Below are 17750 nucleotides of genomic sequence, written 5' to 3'. Positions count from 1 at the left end.
ATCATGAACCATGAGCGCAAGACAGACAGTTTTCTTGATCTATGCCGTGCTGAAGGACGCCATAGGTCACTTCGCCCGTGACGACGGCTTTGCAATGGCCAGTCATGTGGCGCTGTCGGGGTTGATGGCCATCTTTCCGCTCTTGATCTTCATCGCCTCTCTGGCGGCCTTTCTGGGAATGAACGGTGCTGCCGATACGGTGTCGGAACTGTTGTTCGACGCCTGGCCGAAAAGTGTTGCCTCACCGGTCGTGCAGGAAATCCAGAACGTCCTGACCATTCGCCGCGGCGACCTCGTGACGTTCGGTGCCGTTGCCGCCCTGTGGTTTTCCTCCAACGGGGTGGAGGCGCTGCGCACGGCGCTCAACCGGGCCTACCGGCAGCACGAACACCGCTCCTTCGTGCTGTTGCGGTTGCAGTCGATCGGACTTGTGCTGCTGGGGGCCGCTATTCTGCTTTCCTACACGTTTCTGGTGATTCTGGCGCCGCTCGCCATCGAGGGACTGAAGGTTGTGGTGCCGCAGATCGAGACCTTCCTGCTGTCCATCAACGTCGCCCGATACACACTGGCGGGATCGCTGCTCATCATCGGCCTTTTCATCACCCACTGGCTGTTGCCGGCGGGGCATCGCACCTTCCGCGATCTTTGGCCGGGAGTGTTCGCCACTTTGTTCATGTGGATCATCGCAGGCAGCGCCTTCGGTGCCTATCTCGCCAGCTTTGCCAATTACGTTTCCACCTACGGCGGTCTGGCGGGGATCATGACCGCGCTGATTTTTCTCTATATCTGCTCGCTGGTGTTCATTCTGGGGGGCGAGCTCAATGCCGCGATTGCCCGCCAGCGGCGCTTCTGGCGCCGCCGTCAGGAGCAGCTTGCACTGGCGCTGGAAACCGAAGCCTGACCGCGGATTTGCAGTAAGCCGGCTCTAACTTTTTGCAGGCCGCTTGCGGATGGTCAAAACCGCGCTGATCACCAGAACCATGCCGGCGATCTGCATGGGTGAAAGAGATTCTTCAAAGAGAAAATAGCTTTCCACCGCTGTTGCCACGGGCACCAGATAGAACAGGCTGGCGACCTGGGAGACAGCGCCTTCGCGGATCAGCAGCATCAGCAGCAGTATCGCGCCGACGGACAGGACGAGCACAAGCCAGGTCATTGCGAAAATCAGTTCACCCGACCAGGTGATCTGCCAGCTTTCCGTAAGGCTGAGGGGGATCGTGACCAGAAGAGCGCCGACGTATTGCCAGACGGTTGCCGACATGAGGTCTGTCTGCTGCACGAAGCGCTTCTGGTAGACGGTACCCAGACTGATGGCCACCACGGAAAGCAGAACGACGAAAATCGTTACAGGCGTGATGCCCGATCCGGCCAGGTCGAGTTTCGGGCCAAGAACGAATGCAAGGCCGATAGCGCCGATAGCCATCGCGAGCCAATGCCTGCGGGAAATGCTTTCTCCAACCATCGCGACCGCAATCAGGGCGGTCGTCACGGGCTGAAGACCGACGATGATCGAAGATGCACCAGCCGGCATGCCTTGCTTTATCGCCCAGAACACGCCGGCAAGATATATTCCGTGAACCAGCATGCCGGTGAAGATGCAGTGGAGAATTGTGGCGGGCGTTTTCGGCCAGGACTTCGACAGGACGATTGCCAGCAGGACAAGCACCGGCAGCACCGCAGCGAAGCGTACGGTCAAAAACACCATGGGTTCAATGTAGGGTGCGCCGAGTTTCGACCCGACGAAGCCCGTGGACCACAGAAGAACAAAAATGGCCGGTGCGGCTCTGGCGAGGAGATTCAATTGCAGCCTCAGTGACGATGTCGAAGATGACGAGAGTTAAGGGTCCACACCTAGGTTAACGTCGGTTCGGCAGTGTTTACGGGCATGTTAACCGTAAATTGGCACTTATAATCGTAACTTACGCGCAAACATAAGTGTTTGCTCACCCTACGGGAAAACAAGCGTAGACAAAGTGCGTGGACACTTTCAGATCGATCAACATGTGGATGCAAACATCGATGGCGATGGCCCATCCGTTGGTCCAGAGGACATACGCTGGTGGACGTCAGATCTCAATCGTCTTTTCAATTATTCTCAAACCTGTCCGTCAAGGCCCGAATCCTGGCCCTGAGTCTTTTCACCATTGTCGGTCTGTTGGCCATCGGCGGCGTCTTCTTCTGGAGTCAGGGGGAGTTGAATTCAGCCTTCGCCCGCATGAGCAGCAGTTCGGAACTGGCTGAGCAGGTCGGTACTTTGTCGGAAGGCGCCGCGACACTGCGTGCGATTGAAGAGCGTTACCTCAGCAAACCGTCCGTCGAGACGTTCCAGAGCTTCAACGTCAAGCTCGACGAAGCTGGCGCGGTTCTGGAGACGGTCTCGACCAATCCCGCAGCTGCCGCCTATGCCGCAGAGATTGCCGATGTCAGGGATACGCTGGAAGGCACCCGAGGTGCTTTCGAAATGCTCGACGCGGCACAGCAGAAGATCGGATATGACGCGACGCAGGGCTATCTGGCGGCGCTCAACGACTACGCCGGGGCGTTCAAGCATCGCCTGTCGGAAGAGATGAAGTTCGGCGGTGGGCCGGATTTCGAGAAGCTGGCCCGCGCTATTCTGGCCGTACAACTGGCCGAAAGGGAGTTCACGCTCGCCAACACAGAGGCTGCGCAGGAGGCGTTTCAAAGCGAGTACACCGCCTTCGAAGAGTTCTTGCAGAAAGTGTACATGTCCAACGCCGTCAAGGCAGAGCTGGCCGAAAACATGGCCAAATACAAGACGACTTTTGACGACTACACCGCCACCAAGAAGGAGCGGAGCGAACATTCGGAGCTTTTGGGAAGCCTGTTTGAACTTGTTCCGCCGCATGTTGACGCCCTGAGCGCTGCCGCAAAGAGGATCCAGGCAGAGGCCGCCGAGCAGCTTGAGACAGCCCGGGCTATCGCAACCTACGCAATCGGCGGGACTATCCTGGTCCTGCTTGTGCTGCTTCCGGCCATCGCTCTTGTGATCGGTCAATCGGTGGCGCGTCCGCTGGCGCGGCTGCAGTCGGCCATGGAGGCGCTTGCCAGTGGCCAGACCGACCTCGACCTGCCGGACGATCACGGCAACACCGAGCTGGCCTCCATGAGCCGGACCGTTCAGGTCTTCCGCGACAATGCTGTGGAGCGGGCAGAGCTTGCATCGGCTCAGGATCAGGAAAACCGCCGGCGCGAAGAGCGCGTTGCCCGTCTCGATGCGCTAATCGGCCGGTTCGATGGCACAGTGTCTTCCGCGCTGAACAGTCTCGACCGGGCCAACGATGAGTTGCGCCAGACCTCCCAGTCTATGGAACAGTCGGCCGACGATGTTGCCACCCAGTCCGGAGAGGCGGCCGAGGCCGTGCGCACGGCTGCGGAAAACGTCACCTCCGCCGCGCATTCGGCAGAAGAGCTTGCCGCGTCCATCGCCGAGATTGCGGGGCAGGCCAACAAATCCACCGAAGTGGCGCAGCAGGCGGTGCAGAGTGCGTCTTCCACCGTGGCCACCATGCAGCAATTGTCCAGCGCGGCCGACCGGATCGGCGAGGTCATGGGGCTGATCCGCGATATTGCCGATCAAACCAACCTGCTGGCACTGAACGCGACCATCGAGGCCGCCCGCGCGGGCGAGGCCGGCAAGGGCTTTGCGGTGGTTGCCGCCGAAGTGAAACAGCTTGCTGACCAGACCTCGAAAGCCACCGAGGATATCGCCATCCAGATTGAGGCCATCCAGGGATCTTCCGGTCAGGCGGTTCAGGCTATCGAGGACGTCAACCGGATCATCTCCGACATGGAAGGCCTGGCTTCGGCCGTTTCGGCCGCAGTGCAGCAGCAGGACGAAGCCGTTCAGGCGATCTCGCAGAATGTGTCCAGTGCCTCCGCCCGCTCCGAACAGGGGGTTTCGAGCATGGAGGCTGTCGGCTCAGCGGCCGAGATTGCGCGTTGCAATGGTTCCGAGGTGGAACAGCTTGCGGAATCGCTCGGCGAGCAGGGGGCCTTGATCCGGCAGGAAGTTGCCGAATTCCTGCAAGGCGTGCGCAGCGCCTGAGCCCGAACTGCTTCGCCTCAAGCGCAGAAAATCACAAAAACGCCGTGTCGAACCCGACGCGGCGTTTCGCCATTCTGGCGGCCCGCGTTTCTTCGTGCTAGCCATGCACACAAACAATCGGCCGGCATGCACTCCGCCGGACCGGCCAAGCGCAAAGAGGGCGAAGCGGAATGCAGGAAGACATCGTCATCATCGGAGCAGGACAAGCCGGAGCCCAGGTCGCTCAGTCCCTGCGGCAGGGTGGATTCGAGGGGCCGTTGCGCCTGATCGGCGACGAACCGCATCCTCCGTATCAACGTCCGCCCCTTTCCAAGAAATTTCTCGCCGGGGAGATCGGCGCCGAAGGCCTGTGGTTGCGCCCGCCGGCTTTCTTCACGACCAACAACATCGACCATATTCCCAACACGAGAGTCGTTGCCATCGACCGGGGTGCCAAGCGGCTGACCCTGGCGAACGGTGACACGCTGTCCTATGGCAAGCTGGTTCTGACGACCGGTACCAACGCCCGTATGCTGAAACTGGACGGTGCCGACAAGAAGGGCGTGGTCACCCTGCGTTCGATTGCCGATGTCGACAAGATTCGGGAGATCCTGCAGACGAACAGCCGGGTTGCCATCATCGGTGCAGGCTATATCGGTCTGGAAGTTGCCGCCGTCGCCAAGACCCTCGGCAAGTCGGTCACGGTCATCGAGGCGCAGGACCGTCCGATGAAGCGTGTGGTAAGCCAGGCCGTCTCCGACTATTTCTCCGGCCTGCACAAGGGGCATGGGATCAACCTGCTTCTCAACACGGGCATTGAGGCAATCGAGGGCGGTGACAGCGTCACCGGTGTGCGGTTGTCGACGGGAGAGACGGTTCCGGCCGGGCTGGTGCTGGTTGCCGTTGGCGCCGAGCCCAATGATCACCTTGCCGCCGAAGCCGGCCTGGAGGTCGACAACGGGATTCTGGTGGATGGCTGCGGCCAGACCAGCGATCCGGACATCTTTGCCGCAGGCGACTGCACGCGCTTTTACTCCAATCGCTACCAGCGCTCGGTTCGCATGGAAAGCGTGCACAATGCGATTGACCAGGCCAAGGCGGTTGCCCAGGCCCTTCTGGGGCACGAGGTCGATTACGATCCGCTGCCGTGGTTCTGGTCCGATCAGTATGACATCAAGCTGCAGATCGCGGGTCTGTCGGAAGGCTATGACGATATCCGCGTCGTGGGGTCGACTGAGAACAACAAGTTCTATGTTGCCTATCTGCAGGACGGCCGGCTGATTGCTGTCGACAGCATCAATTCGCCGCGTTCGCACATGATGGCCCGCCGGGTCGTCGGCGAGCAATGGCGCGACGATCTGCTGCCGGAGGCCTGAGCTCCCCGGTCTGAAAGGATTGACGGAGGCGGCGGGCCTGGGATCCAGGTGGTCTCACTGCCCGCGGCCGATAGCGCCGATTATTCGACCTTGCCGAATTTCTCCAGGAAATAGGCGGTCATGTCCTCGTTGCGGTCGTACTGGTGGACGATCGCGTAGGGCTGCTTGTCGAAGGTCTTGACCAAGCCGTCCTCGAACACCGGTGCGGTTTCCCTCGGCATGCAGAAACCCGGCGCATTCGGGCCGACGTTCGCACTGACCGCATGCAGCAGCCAGGGAACCTGCCAGTTCACCTTCTCTGCCTTTTCCTTCCAGCCGCAAAAGGTCAGAAGCTGGTTGAAGGCGGCCTGATCGCCACTGCGTTTTGTCTGGTCGAAATAGTAGACCGCCAGCATGAAATCCATCATGGCCTCATAGCGGCCCGCGAAATAGCCCGCGCAGCATACGGGAACCTTGGCCACACGATCATAGGCATGGCGACCATAGGTTTTCAGAACGTTCCGACGGTTCCAGGGATCTTCATGGGTGATGCTTTCCTCGCCGATCAGCAGATCCTTGGCGGGAGCAAGATTATCTTCCATCCAGGCAAATGGATCTGACTGGAAGACCACGTCCCGGGCATCCGAGAAGGCGACGAAGCGCACGGGCTCGCCAATTGCATCGAGACGCTGTTTCACAAGGTGGCTGGCGTGAAAGAAGCGCCGATCGTAGATCTTGTCCTTGAAGCGCAGGAAGCGCTTGTTCCAGGTCCAGCGCCTGTCGGTATAAAGTTTGCCGCCATCGGAATGGTCGGCGATCTCTTCCTGAAGCTGCGAGTAGGAATAGCGCTTCTTGCCGGCGTCATGATTGAACGTGATGACGAGCGAGCCCATGTGCTTCATGTACTCCACGAGGGCTTCGCTGACGTCATAAGCCACGGCGACCGTCCGGCCGCGATATCCCGTTGCCTTTAGGGAATTGTACCAGGCAGCCATGTGTTTCGGCTCATAGCCCGACACCGCCGTGACGATGACATCGTTGGCTGAGGACAATTCGGCTGACATGCGCGCTCCGGCTCGGTTCAAACTGGCCCCGGCGACTGGCTGCCCGGGTTTCGGCCTGCTACCTATCCCAAACCGCGCCCGGGGGCCATATCATGGCGAAAATTTCTGGAGGCTGGACGATGGCCCGGCTCAGCACCCTGCGTTCTGGAGGATGAGCCGGGTTACTTCCTTGGGCAGTTCCAGATGCAGCATGTGGCCGGTTCGCTCGAAGATATGCGTGGCAACGACGCCCGGCAGCTTGTGGGCCTGGCGCGTTGGCAGGACGCGGTCCTGCGTGCCCCAGAGAACCTTGATCGGCATGGGCAGGGCTGCGAGCTCGTCGCGCGGCAGGGTCCTTTGCACGCTGCCGTCGATGATCTCGTCCGCAATTGCCTCCAGCGTTACCGCCGCTCCCGGTCGTGCGCGGCTTTCGGCAGCCGTTCTAGCGAGGAATTTCGGCAGCTTGAACTCCCACCCGAAGAATTGTTCGAGCAGGGTTTCCATGGTGTCGGCATCGGTTGCGGCCGCGTAGCGGCGTAGCAGGCGGTGGTTGATCTCCTGGCCGAAACCGCCTGGTGCCAGCAAGGTGAGACTGGCGACCAGTTCAGGATTGCGCAGGGCAATCAGCGCGGCGACCGCGCCGCCCATGGAATGACCAACGAGGTGGACCTTCGTCAGGCCTAGCGCCTTGAGCGACTGGCCAACGGCCTTTGCGGAAACGCCTGCGTTGCCGATCCGTGGCCAGTCCAGAGCCTCGCCGTGACCCGGCAGGTCGAAGGCTATGGAGCGTTTCTTCGAGGCCAGCGCCGTCTGGATGTTGAGCCACGTCTGCCGGTCGCCGCCGAACCCATGCAGAAGCACGACCGGAGCGCCGTCGTCTGGACCGGTGGCAGCCTGGTCTCTGAAGGGCAGGTGGGAAGGGGCGTCGGGACGTAAATCGGTCATGTCGGTCTTTGCTTGTCGAGGGAATGGGGAATTGTCCGAAGGCGGGAAACGTCTCAGGAAAGCGGTTCCAGGATAAACAGGGGTTGGGGATCGGTGAAGCCGTTGAGGTCAAACGACCCGGCCGGCTTCGATCTTTCACTGGCGAAGCGGGCGACGTCTTCGGTCATCAGCACGTCGGCTCCAACGGTCTTGGTGAGGCTTTCGATACGGGCAGCAGCGTGCACTGTCTGGCCGATCACCGAAAAGGTGAGCCGGTGCGGCACGCCGATGTTGCCGAACATGACAGACCCGACGGACAGGGCAATGCCCGCCTTCAGAAGATGCGGCAGCCCCGGGTCGGCATTGATTGCCTTCAGACGGTGCCGGCTTTCATCGGCAGCCGAAAGCGCCTGCACCACGGCCTTGTCCAGACTTTGCGAGCCGATGGGAAAAACGCCCAGAACGGCGTCGCCGATGAAGTCGAGCACTTCGCCGCCACTGGCCAGAATCGCGCCCGCTGTCGCGTCGAAATAGGTGTTCAGGAACGACAGGTAGGCATCGGGGCCGAGCAGTTCGGCAATGGCGGTCGAATCGCGCATGTCGCTGAAATAGATCACGGCATCGACGGTCTGGCCGTCGCCATGGCGGATCTGACCGTTCAGCACCTTGTTGCCTGCGATCTTGCCCAGATAGGTCTCGGCGATTGTCTGGTTGATCTGGCCCTGGATCGTGGCGCGGGCGGCCAGGGCAAAGCGTTTTTGAATGTAGCGGATCGCGGTCAGCGCCTCGTCCGAAAAGCCCTCCGTTTCCCGCGTTGCCCAGCTGATCACGATGCCGGAAGCGGAGATCGGGTCCTTGATGGTCGGCAGGTCGAATTCCGTGGTGATCACGATGTAGTCGGTGTACCCGCTTTCCTTCAGGCGAACGAGCAGCGGGAATTCGGGCGCAGAATTGGCATTCGCGAGCCGTCGCCGCAGGACCGGCTCCTGATTCACGAGCACAGCACGGACAGGGCTTTGCAGCCACTCGTTGGATTCCTCGGCGTCGTGGGCAATCTGTTCGCGGTAGATTTCGGAGCCGTTTTCCCAAATGGCGGTCTCTGCCTCGATCAACGGGTGCAGGGTCGACCAGCCGATCATCGCGCGATCGACCGGCACCTTGCAGGTGCGCAGGCGTTCACACATCTCGCCGAACATGGACCCGAGATCGGGCGAGCCAAGAGACTGGTCGATCAACCAGTCCTCGACGTTGTCAATTTCCGCCATACTGATCATGGCGCCAAGGTAGTGGGGTTTTCGTCCGGTTTCCAGACAGCTTGTGTGGGCGTTGCGCGATTATTGCCCCGGTTCGAAATTCACCTTGCCGGGCGGGACGATGAGCCAGTTGACGGTCACATCTGGGATGCTGCCGTAGGTCTGGTAAGCGAAGGTCTGCGCCCCCTCACGGACGGCGTCGGGATAGTAGCGCCGGATTTCCTCAAGCGGCGTTTCCCGGTCTCCGCGCCAGACGATCATCAGGCCCTTTTCCTGAACGTCCTTGGGGTCGATCCAGGGGCTGAGGGTCAGGTCATGAAGATAGAACATGGAGGGACGGACGGGCGCCTGAATGGTGACATTGGCGGCCGACCACATGTCGCCGGCCACATAGGCAAGATCGGTGCCCATGCGGTCTTTCCAGACACGGGCCAACTCTTCCGCGATTGTCTTGCCGGGATAGTGGAGCCGGGTCTGTTTGTGTTTCCAATAGGGCTCCAGAACCGCCTGCCCGAAGAGGACACCGAGAAAAATCGCCTGGATTGCGATGGCCGCTGCGAGCGCGCGGGCAGGAAAGGGCCACAAATCCGGCAACGCCAGAAGCCGCACCGCCAGGATGCCGGACAGCACGAACATGGGTGTGCCCCACATGTGTTCGAACTCGTTGCCGGTGATGGCCGAAGCCAGAAGAACGACGGCTAGCGGCAGGATGGCAAACCAGAGCAGAAAGCGGTCCGAAGGTACAGGCAGGGTCGTGATTGTTTCGCGTCTGCGCTGTCGAATCCGTTTCAGGCCACGCCAGCCAAGACCGGCCAGGATGACCAGGAACAGGCCGGCGTGATTGCCGATCTGGGCGGCCAGGAAGTTCAGCGGATTGAACAGGTGGTCGATGAAACCGGTTGCCGGCTTGCTGCGGCTTGCCGCGTAGCGCAGCGTCAGGAAATCCGTATCCAGAAGCCAGGCGGCGTGCGGCAGCATGAGAACGAGACAGACGGCAATCGCCACCCAGGGGCCGGCGCGCAGGATGTGCCGCCGGGCGTCGGCGAACACCAGGGCGTAGAGTCCAATGGCGCCAATCAGAAGAAGCACGAAATATTTCGTATAGAGACCGAACGCGGCAAGTGCGCCGAGCAGGACCCAGTCGAGCAGCCGGCCTTTCTCCAATGCCCGGTGAAACAGCAGCATCATGCCGGCCCAGATCGGGATCTGCAGGATGTTCGGGTTGAATTCGGGCAGGGGCAGCGTGAAGTAGAAGGTGACGCTGGTCAGAACGAGAGACCAGAAGGCCTGCTGGTCGGAAAGGCCAAGACGGCGGCCGAGCCGCCAGATGAACAGATAGCCAAGGGCGACAGACGCCGCACTCAGCCAATAGCCGCCGCTTGTGCCACCGGTCAGGCGATAGGTCAGCTCCAGAAGCCAGGCCTGCATCGGCGGGTGTTTGGTGTAGCCGAGCTGAAGCTCCCGTCCCCAGGCAAAACCCTCCACCACATCTAGTGGCGGATTGGGAAAGGTCAGGGCCGGTACCAGGGCATAGAGCAGGCAGAGACCTGCAGCGTAATAGACGGCGGCCCGTGCGGGTGTAGTGTCGATCAGGCGCATCGGGGGTCAGGTTCCGGCTGGATGGTGCGAGAACGCCCAGAGCCGGGCACCGGCAAAGGAGAGGGCAGGCACAATCGCGATGGAAAAGAGGAGGCCGATGAGATCCGGCCAGGGTGTCAGGGTCAGCCACAGGGCCAGAACGGTGGTGTTCAGTAGAAAGCCGGAAACGGCGATCACCAGGAAGCGGAGCATGCTTCTGATCGCGGTCCCCTTCCGGCGCAAATGCGAGAAACTCCAGAAATAATGGCCGGTGAAGGAAACGCAGAAGGCCACCAGAAAGCCGCAGATGTTGGCCGGATAGGGCGATAGCAATCCCGATTGCAGCAGGCTGCCGGCTACCGAGGCATGGGTGAGGGTCGCCAGTACGCCGATCACCGCAAACTTGCCGGCCGCCGCGGTCTCGGATTTCAGCTTGCCGTGACGGGCCTCAGGCACCATTGGCGGCGTCGTCCGGTTTTTTGGCGGATTGTTTGGCGGGTTGGGGGGCGGAGCTGCCTTCGATCACATCCTGAACGATGAACACCGGCCGCTGCTTTGCTTCGTTGAAGAGCCTCGCGACATATTCCCCGATCATGCCGATCGACAGCAGTTGCACGCCAGAAAAGAACAGGATCGCGACCATGAGCGAGGCATAGCCCGGAAGGTCGATGCCCTCGATAATAACCCGCAGGGTCAGATAAAGCGCATAGGCGAAGGCACCGACAGAGATCAGCGCTCCGCCATAGAACCAGACGCGCAGCGGCAGCGTGGTGAAGCCGGTCAGGCCGTCCAGCGCGAAATTCCAGAGTTTCCAGTAATTGAACTTGCCCGTACCGGCGAGGCGCGGAGGGCGTTCGTAAGGCAGCGCCATGGCCGGAAAGCCGACCCAGGCGAACAGCCCCTTCATGAACCTGTTGCGCTCGGGAAGGCGCAGCAGGGCGTCAATCACGCAGCGGTCGATCAGACGGAAATCGCCGGCATTGGCCGGCATGTCGATGTTGGCGAGCCGGTTGAAAAGGCTGTAGAACATGCCCGCCGTGGAGCGCTTCATGACTGTGTCGGAAGAGCGGTCGACCCTGAGACCGTAAACGACGTCGTAGCCTGCACGCCATCCGTCCAGCATCTGCAGGATGAGCTCAGGCGGATCCTGCAGGTCGGCGTCGATGATGATGCCGATATCTCCCCTGGCCGCTTCCAGCCCCGCGGACAGGGCTGCTTCCTTGCCGAAATTGCGGGACAGGCCCAGAAGCCGTCCGGGCAGGTCGTTCGCCAGCTGTTCGGAGAGGATATCGGCCGTCCTGTCGCGGCTGCCGTCGTCGATGAAAACATATTCGTATTGAAGACCGGTCCGCTCGAGCACCGGGCGGGTCGCCTGCAGGAAGGGGAGAATGACCTCTTCTTCGTTGTAGACCGGCACGATGATGCTCAGCAGCGGTGCCTGTGGGCGAGCGCTTTCCCGCCGGGTGACATAGACTGTGTTAGCCGCTGTGGTGTGCATGAACATTCGTTAGCCGGTTGAAGTCGGCGGCAACCTGCCGGAATTTCACGAAAAAGGCCAGCCCTTTAACAGGCTGGCCTTCGTCATGGTCATTTGGGTCGATTGCCGTCAGACAAGCACGCCGTGGCAATGCTTGAACTTCTTGCCGGAGCCGCAAGGGCAGGCCTCGTTGCGGCCAACCTTGCCCCAGGTCGAAGGGTCGTTCGGGTCGCGCTGTGCCGGGGACACCGCCAACTGGGCGTCGGCAATGGCCATTTCGTCTTCCCCGGTCGAGGGGTCGATGTGATGCGGGTGCATCTCCGGTTCGGCCGGCATCTGCGGCGGCTGCTCCGTCACCAGCTCAACCCGCATCAACTGCGCGGTGGTTATCTGGCGAAGCTGGGTGAGCATGGACTCAAACAGCGTGAAGGCTTCGGTCTTGTATTCCTGCAGCGGATCGCGCTGGGCGTAGCCACGGAACCCGACAACGGAGCGCAGGTGATCGAGATTGGCCAGGTGCTCGCGCCACAGATTGTCGAGTGTCTGCAGCAACACGGCCTTTTCCACCTGGCGCATGATGTCCGGGCTGTATTTGGCGACCTTCTGGGCCATGGCGGCATCTGCGGCCTTGCGCAGGCGATCCTTGACCTCTTCGTCGGCGATGCCTTCCTCTTCCGCCCAATCCTTGATCGGCAGGTCGAGGTTCAGGTACTTGCGCGCTTCTTCCTGAAGACCTTCCGTATCCCACTGTTCGGGATAGGCGCGTTCGGGAATATGCCCGGAAACGAGATCGTCGATCACGTCGTGACGCATCTCGGCAACCGCGTCCTGGATCGCCGTGCTGTCCATCAGTTCGATACGCTGATCGAAGACCACCTTGCGCTGGTCGTTCATCACGTCATCGAATTTCAGAAGGTTCTTACGAATGTCGAAGTTGCGGGCTTCGACCTTCTGCTGCGCCTTTTCCAGAGCCTTGTTGATCCAGGGGTGGATGATGGCTTCGCCTTCTTCCAGGCCAAGCTTCTGCAGCATGGAATCCATGCGCTCGGACCCGAAGATGCGCATCAGGTCGTCCTGCAGGGACAGGAAGAACTTGGAATGGCCCGGGTCGCCCTGACGGCCGGAACGGCCGCGCAACTGGTTGTCGATGCGGCGGCTTTCGTGGCGCTCTGTGCCGATGACGTAAAGACCGCCGGCAGCCAGTGCCTTCTGCTTCATGTCTTCAACTTCGGCACGGATCTGGGTTTCGCGCGCCGTGCGCTCTTCGCCTTCCGGCATGTCGCCCAGTTCCATTGCGATCTGCATGTCGGCGTTACCGCCGAGCTGAATGTCGGTACCGCGGCCGGCCATGTTGGTGGCGATGGTGACGGCGCCCGGCAGACCGGCCTGCGCGACGATGAAGGCTTCCTGCTCGTGGTAGCGCGCATTGAGAACCGCGAAGACTTCGCTCTTGCCGCCTTCGCTCTTCTGCGCGGCGGCAAAGGCCGCCGGATCGCTGAGATCGATCTGCTTGTAGCCGTGCTTCTTGAGCATCTCGGCGAGATACTCGGATTTCTCGATGGACGTGGTGCCGACCAGGATCGGCTGCGCACGCTTCTTGCAGTCGTCGATCAGCTTGACGATGGCCTGGAATTTTTCCTGAACGGTCCGGTAGACCTCGTCGTCGTCATCGATACGCTTGACGGACACATTGGTCGGGATCTCGACCACTTCCAGCTTGTAGATGTCGGCGAATTCGTCGGCTTCGGTGGACGCGGTACCGGTCATGCCGGCCAGTTTGCCGTACATGCGGAAGTAGTTCTGGAACGTGATGGAGGCCAGCGTCTGGTTTTCCGGCTGGATGCGCACTTTTTCGCGAGCTTCCAATGCCTGGTGCAGGCCTTCCGAAAAACGGCGGCCCGGCATCATGCGGCCGGTGAATTCGTCGATGATGACGACTTCATCGTTGCGGACGATGTAGTCCTTGTCGCGCTGGAAGAGCTTGTGCGCCTTCAGCGCCTGCTGCAGGTGGTGCACGACGGCGACGTTCTCGACGTCGTAAAGCGACTCGCCCTTCAACAGACCGGCTTCGCCGAGCAGCTGTTCCAGTTTTTCGTTACCGGCTTCGGTAAAAGATGTCGACCGCTGTTTTTCGTCGAGTTCGTAGTCTTCCTCGGTCAGATGCGGAATGAAGGCGTCGACCGAATTGTAGAACTCGGACCGATCTTCCAGCGGGCCGGAAATGATCAGAGGCGTACGCGCTTCATCGATCAGGATCGAATCCACTTCATCGACGATGGCATAGGCATGTCCGCGCTGAACCATGGACTCACGGTCATGTTTCATGTTGTCACGGAGATAATCGAAGCCGAATTCGTTGTTGGTGCCGTAGGTGACATCGGCGGCATAGGCCGCCCGGCGTTCCTCGTCACTCAGTCCGTGGGTAATACAGCCGACGCTGAGGCCCAGAAATCTGTAGACCTGGCCCATCCAGTCGCTGTCTCGCTGTGCCAGGTAGTCGTTGACGGTGACGACGTGAACGCCCTTTCCGGTCAGGGCGTTCAGATAGACCGGTGCGGTGGCGACGAGGGTTTTGCCCTCACCCGTGCGCATTTCGGCGATCTGGCCCGAATTGAGCACGATGCCGCCGATCAACTGCACGTCATAATGACGTTGGCCGAGCGCTCTACGCGCCGCTTCGCGAACTGTGGCGAAGGCGGGGACCAGAAGATCGTCGACGCTTGCGCCGTTTTTCAGCTGGTTTCGGAACTCGTCGGTTCTGGCTCTGAGGGCCTCGTCCGACAGAGCCTGAATCTCCGGCTCCAGGGCGTTGATCTGATCGACCTTTGCCCGAAATGACTTCACTCTACGGTCGTTCGCCGAACCGAAAATCTTACGTGCTAATGCGCCAAGGCCAGCCATGTGGCGGTCCTTCCCTACAAGGCGGCGCCAACTGGCAAAGAGGCGCCTGCCCATGAAATCGTCTCAATTGCTGTCCACGTTGCCGCCTGGCGCAGAGCGCTGGCCGGCAATCGCGGCCGAAAAGATGCCTTCCCGGCACGACTGCCAGGACGCCCGACAGATAAGAGGGGGCTGAATGCTTGTCAACGCCGCAGGAATGCGCAATGTACCCACGCCCCCGTAATACAGGGGTAAGAAAGATTACTGTTCCGATACGTAAAGGACTACTCATGTTCCGAATTTCGATGCGCAGGCCGGCTCAGGCGCTTGCCGTTTCTCTCCTGGCGCTGTCGCTCGGATCCACCGTCCTGTCCGCTGCAGAGCCGGACGATGTGGTCGCGAAAGTTGGCGATACGGAAATCACCGAAGCCGATCTCGCCTTTGCCGCACAGGACCTGGGCAAGGAATTGCAGCGGTTCCCGCCGGCACAATGGCGCAAGCTTCTGCTGGACGTCATGGTCGATATGGAGCTGATGGCGAAGGCCGCCCGTGAAGATGGCCTGGACAAGGATCCGGACTTCCAGCGTCAGCTGGACTTCCTGAAGCTGCGCGCCCTGCGCAACGCCTACCTCGCCCAGAAAATCAACGCTGAAGTGACCGACGAAGAGGTTAAGGCGGCCTACGACAAGGAATTCGCCGATTTCGAAGGTCCGGAAGAAATCAACGCCCGCCACATTCTGGTGAAGGACAAGGCTGAGGCCGAAGCCATCATTGCCGAGCTGGACGGCGGTGCGGATTTTGCTGAACTGGCCCGCGAAAAGTCCACCGGCCCGTCCGGTCCGAACGGCGGTAGCCTGGGTTACTTCGTCAAGGGCCAGATGGTTCCCACGTTCGAAACCGCAGCCTTCGCTCTGGAACCCGGCACCTACACCAAGGAACCGGTTGAAACGAAGTTCGGCTGGCACGTGATCAAGCTGGAAGACAAGCGCCAACAGGAAAAGCCTCCGTTTGAGGCCGTTGCCGACGGTCTGCGTCAGCAGCTGATGCGTGAGCGTTATGACGCCCGTATGACCGAGCTGAAGGATCAGGTTGCCGTCGAGATCCTCGATGAGAACCTTGCCAAGGCCGAAGAGGCCGGCGCCGCTGCTGCTGAAGAGGAAGGGGCTGCAGCCGAAGACGGTGCGGCCAAAACCGAATAAGGCAGGCTTTGCCTGAAACGCGTGATGAGCCCGGCAGCCAGGCTGCCGGGCTTTTTTACAGCGCTGTGCACCACGCCCGACATGGCTTGAAAAGGCTTGCGTTTGTCACATGCTTACGGCAAGAGCATCCTGTGTTCAGGCGAGTGCGGACAATGTGCTCGCATCCATTTGAATGGATCAATTTGCGGACGGTCAAACGATCTCGACTGAGCGCCGGTTGGTCCGGAGCTTAATATCATCTGACCGGGACCGCCACGATGTCGACCACCGTATCTCCCCTTGCGCCCAAGTCCTATCCCGAGATGCCGGAGATCGAGGGCGTTCAGTTCGCGACCGCGTCCGCCGGGATCAAGTACAAGGGCCGGACCGACGTTCTGCTGGCGACGGTAACCGAGGGAACGGCGGTGGCCGGGGTGTTCACCCGCTCCAAATGCTCGTCCGCACCGGTTGACTGGTGCAAGGCGCGGGTTGGCGGCGGCAAGGCCCGTGCTCTGCTGGTCAATTCCGGCAACGCAAACGCCTTCACCGGCAAGAAGGGCAAGGCGGCCGTCGAGTTGTCTGCGGAAATCGTTTCCAAGGCGCTTGGTTGCAGCGAAGGCGAAATCTTCCTGGCATCGACCGGCGTGATCGGCGAACCGCTGCCGGCCGACAAGTTTTCCGGCGTCATCGAAGAGCTGAAGACCAACCAGGGCAGCGCAAGCTGGCTGGATGCGGCCAAGGCAATCATGACCACCGACACCTATCCCAAGGTCTCCACCGCAAGTGTCGAGCTGGATGGCGTCACCGTGACGATCAATGGCATCGCCAAGGGGGCCGGCATGATCGCGCCGGACATGGCCACCATGCTGTCCTTCGTCTACACCGATGCTCCGATTGCTCCGGCGGTTCTTCAAGCGCTGCTCAGCAGCGAAGTTGGCGGCAGCTTCAATGCGGTCACGGTCGACAGCGACACGTCCACGTCCGACACGGTGCTTCTGTTCGCAACCGGCGCAGCCGCCGACAAGGGCGTGGAGAGCGTTGCCTCTCTCGACGATCCGCGTGTCGACATCCTGCGGGCAGCCCTTGGTGACGTCATGCTGGACCTCGCCCATCAGATCGTCCGCGATGGCGAAGGCGCGCGCAAATTCGTGGAAGTGCGGGTGGAAGGCGCGGAAAGCAATGCGTCCGCCAAGCAGATCGCACTGTCGATTGCCAATTCGCCGCTGGTCAAGACGGCAATCGCCGGCGAGGACGCCAACTGGGGCCGCGTCGTGATGGCTGTCGGCAAGGCCGGCGAGCCGGCCGACCGCGACAAGCTGGCCATCTGGTTTGGTGATGTGCGGGTGGCGGTCGAAGGCGAGCGAGATCCCGACTACAGCGAAGCTGCTGCCTCTGCCGTGATGGAGCAGGAAGACATCGTCATCCGGGTCGATCTTGGCCTGGGAGACGGCCAGGCGTCGATCTGGACTTGTGACCTCACCAAGGAATATGTCGCCATCAACGGCGACTACCGGAGCTGAACGACATTCGCAGTTCTGACGGTGTTGTCCGCCAACGTGCTTAACCGTGCCTTAAACCAGCGTTCCAGGATTGGACACCTTGCCAATGACCAAGATCGTGCTCGTTGCCGCTTGCGCCCTTGTGGATGCGGATGGCCGCATTCTTCTGGCGCAACGGCCCGAAGGAAAATCCATGGCCGGATTGTGGGAATTCCCCGGTGGAAAGGTTGAGGAAGGCGAGCGTCCGGAAGAAACGCTGATCCGGGAGCTGGACGAAGAACTCGGTATAGAGGTTAACGAAGCGTGTCTGGCGCCGTTGACCTTTGCCAGCCATTCTTACGAAGATTTTCACCTACTTATGCCATTGTTTATTTGCCGCAGGTGGAATGGAACACCGCAGGGCAAGGAAAACCAGGCGTTGAAGTGGGTGCGTGCTGCCAGGTTGAGGGATTACCCGATGCCTGCCGCCGATGAACCTCTGATACCGCACTTGCAGGATGCTGTTTAAGGCCGTTTGT

General features: G+C 60.7%; 14 protein-coding genes. 6 read left to right on the top strand and 8 right to left on the bottom strand.

All coding sequences use genetic code 11. The annotated features are described in order from the left end of the window. Nucleotides 1-10 precede the first annotated feature (10 nt). Nucleotides 11-901, top strand: a complete 891-nt coding sequence (locus FMN63_RS08360; protein ID WP_148583511.1) for a YihY/virulence factor BrkB family protein — start codon at nt 11-13, stop codon at nt 899-901. A gap of 24 nt (nt 902-925) precedes the next feature. Here the strand turns inward: FMN63_RS08360 and FMN63_RS08355 are convergent, their stop codons facing one another. Beyond that, nucleotides 926-1801: a DMT family transporter gene (locus tag FMN63_RS08355; protein WP_148583510.1), complete on the bottom strand. Its 876-nt coding sequence runs from the start codon at nt 1799-1801 to the stop codon at nt 926-928. A 258-nt stretch (nt 1802-2059) separates the two neighbouring features. Between FMN63_RS08355 and FMN63_RS08350 the strand changes: the two genes are divergently transcribed. Together FMN63_RS08350 and FMN63_RS08345 are read left to right on the top strand one after the other, a co-directional pair. Then, on the top strand, nt 2060-4066 hold the full coding sequence (locus FMN63_RS08350; RefSeq protein WP_148583509.1) for a methyl-accepting chemotaxis protein: 2007 nt from the start codon (nt 2060-2062) through the stop codon (nt 4064-4066). Nucleotides 4067-4236: 170 nt separating this feature from the next. Continuing rightward, a complete protein-coding gene (locus tag FMN63_RS08345) occupies nt 4237-5421 on the top strand; it encodes an NAD(P)/FAD-dependent oxidoreductase (protein WP_148583508.1) in 1185 nt (394 codons plus the stop codon). Between the two features lie 80 nt (nt 5422-5501). Here FMN63_RS08345 and FMN63_RS08340 read toward each other — a convergent pair whose 3' ends face one another. The 7 genes from FMN63_RS08340 to secA all read right to left on the bottom strand — a co-directional run bounded on the left by FMN63_RS08340 (nt 5502) and on the right by secA (nt 14576). Next, nucleotides 5502-6464 carry a hypothetical protein gene (locus tag FMN63_RS08340; protein ID WP_148583507.1) on the bottom strand — a complete coding sequence of 321 codons (963 nt, stop codon included), beginning with the start codon at nt 6462-6464 and terminating at the stop codon, nt 5502-5504. Nucleotides 6465-6593: 129 nt separating this feature from the next. Then, nucleotides 6594-7388 carry an alpha/beta fold hydrolase gene (locus tag FMN63_RS08335; RefSeq protein ID WP_148583506.1) on the bottom strand — a complete coding sequence of 265 codons (795 nt, stop codon included), beginning with the start codon at nt 7386-7388 and terminating at the stop codon, nt 6594-6596. Nucleotides 7389-7441: 53 nt separating this feature from the next. Beyond that, nucleotides 7442-8632, bottom strand: a complete 1191-nt coding sequence (locus FMN63_RS08330; RefSeq protein ID WP_209001017.1) for an adenylate/guanylate cyclase domain-containing protein — start codon at nt 8630-8632, stop codon at nt 7442-7444. A 69-nt stretch (nt 8633-8701) separates the two neighbouring features. Then, entirely contained in the window at nt 8702-10219 is a 1518-nt protein-coding gene (locus FMN63_RS08325) for a glycosyltransferase family 39 protein (RefSeq protein ID WP_148583504.1), read from the bottom strand. Between the two features lie 6 nt (nt 10220-10225). Continuing rightward, nucleotides 10226-10657, bottom strand: a complete 432-nt coding sequence (locus tag FMN63_RS08320) for a GtrA family protein (protein WP_148583503.1) — start codon at nt 10655-10657, stop codon at nt 10226-10228. Beyond that, nucleotides 10647-11696: a glycosyltransferase family 2 protein gene (locus FMN63_RS08315; protein ID WP_209001016.1), complete on the bottom strand. Its 1050-nt coding sequence runs from the start codon at nt 11694-11696 to the stop codon at nt 10647-10649. The genes FMN63_RS08320 and FMN63_RS08315 overlap by 11 nt, the downstream gene beginning before the upstream one ends. Before the next feature lie 108 nt (nt 11697-11804). After that, nucleotides 11805-14576, bottom strand: coding sequence for a preprotein translocase subunit SecA (gene secA, locus FMN63_RS08310; protein WP_148583501.1), 2772 nt, complete (start codon nt 14574-14576; stop codon nt 11805-11807). A gap of 269 nt (nt 14577-14845) precedes the next feature. On the opposite strand from secA, the gene FMN63_RS08305 reads away from it, so the two are divergent. The 3 genes from FMN63_RS08305 (at nt 14846) to mutT (ending at nt 17740) form a co-directional block, all read left to right on the top strand. Beyond that, on the top strand, nt 14846-15754 hold the full coding sequence (locus tag FMN63_RS08305; RefSeq protein ID WP_286192559.1) for a peptidylprolyl isomerase: 909 nt from the start codon (nt 14846-14848) through the stop codon (nt 15752-15754). A 257-nt stretch (nt 15755-16011) separates the two neighbouring features. Beyond that, nucleotides 16012-17253 (top strand): bifunctional glutamate N-acetyltransferase/amino-acid acetyltransferase ArgJ, encoded by a 1242-nt coding sequence (argJ, locus tag FMN63_RS08300; RefSeq protein WP_148583500.1) that lies wholly within the window; start codon nt 16012-16014, stop codon nt 17251-17253. Between the two features lie 85 nt (nt 17254-17338). Further along, a complete protein-coding gene (gene mutT, locus FMN63_RS08295; RefSeq protein WP_148583499.1) occupies nt 17339-17740 on the top strand; it encodes an 8-oxo-dGTP diphosphatase MutT in 402 nt (133 codons plus the stop codon). Nucleotides 17741-17750 lie beyond the last annotated feature (10 nt).

It is taken from the genome of Stappia sp. BW2, assembly GCF_008107695.1.
Lineage (GTDB): Bacteria > Pseudomonadota > Alphaproteobacteria > Rhizobiales > Stappiaceae > Roseibium.
This window is presented reverse-complemented; position numbering and strand designations above follow the sequence as displayed.